This window comes from Streptomyces sp. SID486 (assembly GCF_009865385.1).
GTDB lineage: Bacteria > Actinomycetota > Actinomycetes > Streptomycetales > Streptomycetaceae > Streptomyces.
In genome coordinates, this window is record NZ_WWJT01000182.1 from 1 (window position 1) to 7,226 (window position 7,226).

6 protein-coding genes are annotated in these 7,226 nt (G+C 76.3%); 2 read left to right on the top strand and 4 right to left on the bottom strand.

Annotated elements, in window-relative coordinates; translation table 11 throughout:
* Nucleotides 1-123: 123 nt before the first annotated feature.
* Genes GT045_RS08760 through GT045_RS08775 form a run of 4 tightly spaced genes read right to left on the bottom strand, consistent with a single transcriptional unit; the run spans nucleotide 124 to nucleotide 4,983 of the window.
* The gene (locus GT045_RS08760; RefSeq protein ID WP_161333825.1) at nucleotides 124-1,206 is read right to left on the bottom strand and encodes a Rieske (2Fe-2S) protein; all 1,083 of its coding nucleotides are present in this window, start codon (nucleotides 1,204-1,206) and stop codon (nucleotides 124-126) included.
* Nucleotides 1,203-2,225 carry a phytoene/squalene synthase family protein gene (locus tag GT045_RS08765; RefSeq protein ID WP_161333826.1) on the bottom strand — a complete coding sequence of 341 codons (1,023 nt, stop codon included), beginning with the start codon at nucleotides 2,223-2,225 and terminating at the stop codon, nucleotides 1,203-1,205. Before GT045_RS08765 ends, GT045_RS08760 begins: the two co-directional genes overlap by 4 nt.
* Nucleotides 2,222-3,763 (bottom strand): phytoene desaturase family protein, encoded by a 1,542-nt coding sequence (crtI, locus tag GT045_RS08770; RefSeq protein ID WP_161333827.1) that lies wholly within the window; start codon nucleotides 3,761-3,763, stop codon nucleotides 2,222-2,224. Before crtI ends, GT045_RS08765 begins: the two co-directional genes overlap by 4 nt.
* The gene (locus tag GT045_RS08775) at nucleotides 3,760-4,983 is read right to left on the bottom strand and encodes a polyprenyl synthetase family protein (protein WP_345942586.1); all 1,224 of its coding nucleotides are present in this window, start codon (nucleotides 4,981-4,983) and stop codon (nucleotides 3,760-3,762) included. Before GT045_RS08775 ends, crtI begins: the two co-directional genes overlap by 4 nt.
* Nucleotides 4,984-5,298: 315 nt before the next feature.
* On the opposite strand from GT045_RS08775, the gene GT045_RS08780 reads away from it, so the two are divergent.
* Both GT045_RS08780 and GT045_RS08785 read left to right on the top strand, forming a co-directional pair.
* Nucleotides 5,299-6,513 carry a lycopene cyclase family protein gene (locus tag GT045_RS08780; RefSeq protein WP_161333829.1) on the top strand — a complete coding sequence of 405 codons (1,215 nt, stop codon included), beginning with the start codon at nucleotides 5,299-5,301 and terminating at the stop codon, nucleotides 6,511-6,513.
* Nucleotides 6,510-7,226 (top strand): class I SAM-dependent methyltransferase (locus GT045_RS08785; RefSeq protein WP_161333830.1); only part of this gene is annotated, 717 nt, incomplete at its 3' end. The genes GT045_RS08780 and GT045_RS08785, both read left to right, overlap by 4 nt.

The following is a 7,226-nucleotide window of genomic DNA, read 5'->3' on the forward strand; positions in this document are numbered from 1 at the left end:
TTCCGCGATGCCGCGCGCACACCGCCGGGGGCGGCGCGGCCGGCCGCGCCGCCCGCGAGATCATCCGGGGAACCGGCGAGATCATCCGGGGAACCGGCGAGATCATCCGGGGAACCGGCGAGATCATCCGGGGAACCGGCCCGTGGAGCGGAGCCGCCACCGTCGTTCGGCGTAGGCGAGGTCGTCCCGCCACAGCCGTCCCGCGGCGCCGCGGACCAGCGGACGCAGCAGCGGTGCCGCCCGCCTGGCCACGGCGAAGCCCGGCCGGTCGGAGGCCGCCATCACCGCTTCGATCACCGCGGTGCGCGGCCGGCCCAGCTCGTCCGGCCCCAGCGGGGTGGCATGGGTCTCGACGACGGAACCCGCTCCCTCCCCTTCGGTGATGTGCATGACCACCGTGCGCGGTTCGGGGGAGGTGAACACCGCCCGGACGGGTACGACCAGCCGTCCCGCCACCTTGAAGGAGACGTCGACGGTGAACGCGTCACCCGCGTCACCCGCGTCACCCGCGTCACCCGCGTCAGCCGAGCCGCCCGCGTCAGCCGAGTCACCCGCGCCGCTCCCGGAGCCGTCGGGCGATCCGACCACCGTGAGATCGACGAACGAGTACGGGTGGAACCACGCACCGTGCCACGGGTCCAGTCGGTTGGCCACGATGTCCTCGGGCTCGCACACCCCGGTGCCGACGTGGACGGCCGTCAGCGCCCGCCCCCGCTCCGGCCGCCGTGCGAGGACCGGCCCGTCCAGCGGGACCTCACCGCCCACCTCGTCCAGCCGCACCCACAGCAGGACGCCGTCGTCGTGCACGGGCAAGGGGCCCCAGCCCGCGCACGGTGTGCCGTCCAGGGCGAGGCCGTGCCAGTGGCACACCAGGGTGCCGCTGCGGACCGGGCTGTCCCGCAGCGGAGCACCGAGATGAGGGCAGATGCCCGGACCGCCCACCGGCCGGCCGTCGGCGGCGCGCCACACCACCACCTCCTGCCCCGCCACGGTCCGCCCGACCGGGCGGCCGGCGCGCAGCTCGGACGACGGGCCGACGACGTACCAGTTGCCCGACGGGCGGGCCTGGGACCGCTTCAGCGCCTGTGCGATCACCGCGGGCCTGGCCTCGCGCCAGGTGGGCCGCTGCCGTTCCCACGGCACACCGCGCCGCCGCAGCGAGAGCGGAAGACGACTGCGCCGCCGGGGCGGGACGGGGTTGTTCACACGGCCTCCTTCGCGGGCGGTACGCACGCCGTGCCGTGCGCCGGAGCGGGCACCGGACGCGGCGCGGCCGGTCGCCGGGTGGTCTGCGGCGTGCGCAGCCGCGCGGCGACCGCGCGCACCGCACCGTCGGCGGCCACCGCCACGCGCCGGCGGCGCGGCACCACCGCACGGCGGTGCAGCACCGCGTAGCCCTCCTCGGCCACCGCGTCGAGAATGCCGCCGTACAGCACGAACGCCGTGCGGATGCAGGGCCGGGAGACCGGGTCCAGCATGCCGAGACCGGGTGCCGCCTGCCGGTACACCCCGCGCGTCAGCGCCTCGAACTCGCGCAGCGCGGCGGTGATGCGCGGCTCGGGCCGGCCGGTGTCCCGGCTCCACCGCAGCAGGTCCCGGTCGACGCCGTGGGCCGCCAGCAGGTCCGCGGGCAGATAGACCCGGCCGCGGTCGAGGTCCTCGCCCACGTCCCGGAGGAAGTTGCTCAGCTGGAAGGCGACGCCCAGGGCCGCCGCGTAGGGCGCGGCCTCCTCCCGTGGCACGACCGTGCCCAGCACGGGCAGCATCTGCAGGCCGATCACCGCGGCCGAGCCGTGCATGTAACCGCGCAGGTCGGCATAGGTGGCGTAGCCGGTCACGGTGAGGTCCGCGCGCATCGCGGTCATGAAGTCGCCGAACAGCGCGTGGTCGATGCCGTACCGGCGCGCGGTGTCGGCGAGCGCCAGGACCACCGGCTCCCGGGCGCCCCCGTCCCGCAGCCCCTGTTCCAGGCACCGCCGCAGTTCCGCGAGGACCGCGGCACGCCGCGGGGTGTCGGCGCCCGCGCCGGGGGTGTCGACGATGTCGTCCGCCCAGCGCGCGAAACCGTACAGCGCGTGGACCGCGGGCCTGCGCTCGACCGGCAGCAGCCGGGTGGCGAGGAAGTACGTCCTGCCGTGCCGCGCGTTGAGGGCACGGCAGTGGCGGTAGGCCGCGCGCAGCGCCGGGTCGCCGATCCCGGCCGCGTCCAGTTCACGGTCCGTCATGCGGTGGTCTCCTTCACATCGGCCGGTGCGGCGTGCGGGCGGCCCGGTGCGGGCCCCGGCAGGCCGGTGACCCGGGCGGCGGCGAGCTTGCCGGACAGCAGTACGGTCGGCACGCCGACGCCCGGCGTGGTGCCGCAGCCGGCGAGGACGGCGTTCTCGGTGCCCCGCACCAGATTGCGCGGCCGGAACGGTCCGGTCTGGCTGAAGGTGTGCGCGGCCGAGAAGGGTGTCCCCGCGGCGTGCCCCTGCGCCTGCCAGCCGGCCGGGGTCACGAGGCACTCCTCCTCGACGGCGCTCTCGAAGCCGTCGAGTCCGCGCCGCTCCAGCTCGCGCAGCAGCGACTGCCGGTAGCGGGGGCCGAGTTCGCGCCACGCGACGGCGTCCGGACCGATGTCGGTGTTGGGGCAGGGCGCGAGGACGTAGTGCAGATGGCGGCCCGGCGGGGCCAGGCCGGGGTCGGTGGCCGTGGGCCGGGTGATGAGCAGCGAGGGATCGCTCATCAGCCGCCCGGTCCGCGTCAGTTCGGTGAACGTGCGGTGCCAGGCCGCACCGAAGTCGATGGTGTGGTGCGCCAGCTGCGGCCAGGTGCGGTCCGTCCCCGCGTGCAGCACCACGGCGGACGGCGCGTGCCGCAGGCGCAGCGGGCGCCGGGGCCGGCGGCCGAGAAGCCGGTAGGCGACGGGCAGGTCCGGGGTGAGGACGACGGCGTCGCAGGCGATGCGGTCCCGGTCCGTGACGACGGCGGTGACCCGGCTGCCCGAGCGTTCCAGCCGGGTCACCCGCTGCCCGTACCGCAGGTCGGCGCCCGCGTCGCGGGCCGCGTCCGCCATGGCCCGCGGCAGGGCGTGCATGCCGCCCCGGGGGAAGTACACCCCGGCGACGGTGTCCATGTAGGCGATCACCGCGTACGCGGCGAGGGCGCGAGCGGGCGCCACCCCCGCGTACAGCGACTGGAAGGTGAAGACCCGGCGCAGCCGTTCGTCCCCGAGGAACCGCCCGATCCGGGCGTCCAGCCGGCCGAAGCCGCCGAGCACGGCCAGCCGGGCCAGGTCGGTGTTCAGCAGGTTCAGCGGGGAGTCGAAGTTGGCGTCGATGAAACGGCGCATCTGCGCCCGGTGGAGCCTCTCCAGCCAGCGGCGCAGCCGCAGGTAGCCGGCCGCCTCGGCGGGCCCGGCGAAGCGCTCCACCTCCGCGGCCATCGCCTCGGCGCCGGTGTGCACGTCCAGTGCGCTGCCGTCCGCGAAACGCGCCCGGTAGGCCGGTGCCAGCGCGGTCAGTTCGACGCGTGCGCGCAGGCTGTCACCGACCGCCGCGAACGCCTCGTCGGCGATGTCGGGCATGGTCAGCACGGTGGGGCCGGTGTCGATCCGGTAGCCGCCCATGTCGAGCCGCCCGGCCCGGCCGCCGGGCAGCAGGTCCCGTTCCACGACGGTGACCCGGCGCCCGGCGCCCAGCAGGTGCAGGGCGGCGGACAGTCCGGCGAGTCCGGCCCCCACGACCACGACGTGGTCGGTGCGGCCGGGCAGGGCGCGCCTCATCGGCCGGCCCCCTTCGCACCGGAGGAGGCCGGCGCCACCGGCACCGCCGAGTCCGCGCCGGGCGGGGCGCCGCCGGCCGCCGCCCCCTCCGCGGCCGCGGTGAGCAGCCGGCGCAGCCGTTCCCCGGGGCCGTGCGCGGGCAGGACGCCGTCGAGACGGCGCAGCCCCTGCGCCACCAGCCGGTCGATCCTGCGCTCCACCGAGTCCCGCGCGCCCGTCCTGACCAGCACCTCCCTGACCCGGTCGAGACCCGCCTCGGTCAGCCGGGCGTCGCCGAGCGAACGGCGCAGGACGGCCAGGGCGAGGCGGTCTCCCCGGGCCTCGGCCCGGACGTGCGCGAGCGCGACGAGGCAGGTCGGCTTGCCCTCGCGGACGTCACCCCCGGAAGGCTTGCCGGTCAGCCGGGACGGAGCGAAAAGGTCGTCCAGGTCGTCACGGAGCTGGAAGGCCGTACCGATGGCGAGGCCCGCGCCGGACAGGGCGTGCGCCGTGGCGTCGTCGGCACCCGCCAGGGCGGCGCCCAGCGCGAGGGGCCGCTCGACGGAGTACCGGCCGCTCTTGAGGCAGGCCGCGCGCATCGCCCGGACCGGCGAGTACGACCCCGTGACCTGGCCCTGCACGTCCAGGTACTGACCGGCCACCATCTCCGTGCGCAGATCGCTCCACAGACGGCGCACGGCGGCCGCCGCGGTACCGGCGAGAGGTGTCTCGGCCACCAGGTCGTCCGACCAGACGAGCGCCAGGTCGCCGGCCAGCATCCCGCCCGCCGCCGCGAAGCGGCCCAGCCGCTCGGGGGCGGCCGAACCGGCGTAGCGGGCGCGCAGGTCGGCGTGCAGCGCGGGACGGCCGCGCCGCAGTGCCGAACCGTCCATCACGTCGTCGTGCACGAGAGCGCAGGTCTGCAGGAGTTCGAGCGCGGCACCGATCCGCAGCGCGGCCCCCACCGGCACCGCGCCGGTGCCGCCGCAGGCGCGCAGCGTCCACCACAGGAGCTGTGAGCGGGTGCGCTTGCCGCCCGACCGGGTGAACAGCGCGACCCTCCCGGCGAGTTCCTCGGCGAACAGGGCGTCCACGGCGCGGGCCCGCGCGACGCGGTCGGCCAGGACCTGGTCGAGGACCCGGCCTACGGCGCCGGGTACGTCGGCGTCGACCAGCCCCGCCTCCTCGGGGCCGGCCGGGACCCCGCCGTCACCGGCGTCCGTTCCCCCGTCCGGGCGCACTCGGACGGGGGACCCCGACGGCGGCACCGGGCACGGGCCGGATCGCGGTACAACCGCCTGGTGTTGCTTCGCCTGCGTGGGGCGCATGCGGTTCCTCTCGTCGTGAGCACACAGCGGTTCGTCACCTCGTCTTCGGCCGGAGCGCCGGGCGTGGATGCGACGCAGGCCGAGTCTGTGAAGGTGTCTTCCACATCCCCGACCCGACACGGCGGATCCGGGCCGCATCCGGGTGACCCGCATCCGTTCGGGCACCCGGACGGGAATACGCGCAAGGTGCGGTGCCGCGCACCGGCGCGCGGCACGGAAGGAGCCGTCGTGTTCGAGACGGAGGTGGCCGTCGTGGGCGGGGGAGCCGCCGGGCTGTCACTGGCCCATCGTCTGGCCGGGCCCGTGCGGGGGCTGCGGTCGCCGTCCGTCGTGCTCGTGGACGCGCCGCCGGGTCCGCTGACCCCGCCGCGCCGCACCTGGTGCTTCTGGGAGCCGGGCCGCGGACGCTTCGACGCGGCACTGACCGCCTCCTGGCGCCACCTGCGCGTACGGCCGCCCCGGGGCCGCCCCGTCGAGGGCGACATCTCCCCCCTGCGGTACAAGATGCTCCGCTCCGACGACTTCGAGGACCTGGTCCGGCGGGACCTGGCGCGCAGCCCGAACGTGCGGTGCCTGCGGGCCACCGTCGAGACGGTGGAGGACGTCGAGGGCGGCGCTCACGTCCGGCTGCGGCATCCCGACGGCCAAAGCGGCCTGCTGAGCGCCCGCTGGGTCTTCGACTCACGGCCGCTCGGCAGCCTGCCCGCCGCCCGCACCACACTCCTCCAGCACTTCCACGGCTGGTTCGTCCGCACCGCGCGGCCGGTCTTCGACCCCGGCACGGTCGACCTCATGGACTTCCGCACCCCGCAGCCCGCCGACGGCCTGTCCTTCGGGTACGTCCTGCCCACCGGACCGCACGAGGCACTCGTCGAGTACACGGAGTTCTCCCCGCGGCCCCTCACCGACAGCGGTTACCGGGCGGCGGTACGGCACTACGCCGACGACGTGCTGCGCCTCGGCGACACCCGTGTCCTCGCCACGGAGACCGGTGTCATCCCGATGACGGACGCCCCGATGCCACGACGGGTCGGGACCTCGGTGTTCCGCATCGGCGCCGCCGGCGGCGCCACCCGTCCCGCCACCGGTTACACCTTCGCCGGCCTCCAGCGCCAGACCCGGGCCGTCGCGTCCGCCCTGCGCCGGGGACACCGCCCGGTCCCGCCGGCCGCCCACTCCGCCCGGTCCCGCGCCATGGACGCCGTACTGCTGCGCGCCCTCGCCACCGGCCGGGTCGACGGCCCCGCGCTGTTCTGCCGGCTGTTCGAGCAGGTGCCCACGCCCCGGCTGCTGGCCTTCCTCGACGGACGCACCCGGCTGCACGAGGACCTCGCCGTCGGCCTGCGCACACCGATCCTCCCGATGCTCCGCTCGGCACTCGAACTGCCGGGTCTGCCCCGCCGCCCCTTCGACTGGCCCCGCCTGCTCCTGGAGACCACATGACCCTGCTGCGCGACGACGATCTCAGCGCCGCGTTCGACCACGCCGCCCGCAGCTACGACGCGCTGGTCGCCGCCAACCCCGGCTACCACGGCCAGCTCCGGCGCTCGGTACGCCGGCTCGGCCTGCCCGGACACGGCGCGGGCCTGCGCCTGCTGGACCTCGGCTGTGGCACCGGCGCCTCGACGGCCGCCCTCCGCTCCGTCCTGCCCGCCGCGCACATCACGGCCGTCGACGCCTCCGCGGGCATGCTGCGGCGGGCCGCCGCGAAACCCTGGGGGAGCGGTGTGACCTTCGTGCGGGCACCGGCCGAACGCCTGGCCGAGGCGGGGGTGGACGGACCGTTCGACGCGGTCTTCGCCGGCTACCTCCTGCGCAACGTGTCCGACCCCGACGCCGTCCTGGCCGCCGTACACGGCCTGCTCGTGCCCGGCGGACGGCTCGGCGTGCACGAGTACACCCTCAGCGGCCGACGCGCCGACCGCATGGTGTGGAACCTGGTCTGCCGCGGCCTCGTACAGCCGGCGGCGGCCGTCCTCGGGGACGGCGGGCTGTACCGCCACCTGTGGCGCAGCGTCGTGGAGTTCGACACCGCCGGCCGCTTCGCCGCCCGCGTCCGGGCGGCCGGCTTCCAGGACGTCCGCACCCTGCCGCTGCCCGGCTGGCACACCGGCATCACCCACACCTTCGTCGCCCGCCGCGCGCAGGCCGCGCGA

Excerpts from the sequence above, each read along its gene's own strand:
- crtI (WP_161333827.1), bottom strand. The coding sequence starts at position 3,763 with ATGAGGCGCGCCCTGCCCGGCCGCACCGACCACGTCGTGGTCGTGGGG.
- GT045_RS08765 (WP_161333826.1), bottom strand. The coding sequence starts at position 2,225 with ATGACGGACCGTGAACTGGACGCGGCCGGGATCGGCGACCCGGCGCTG.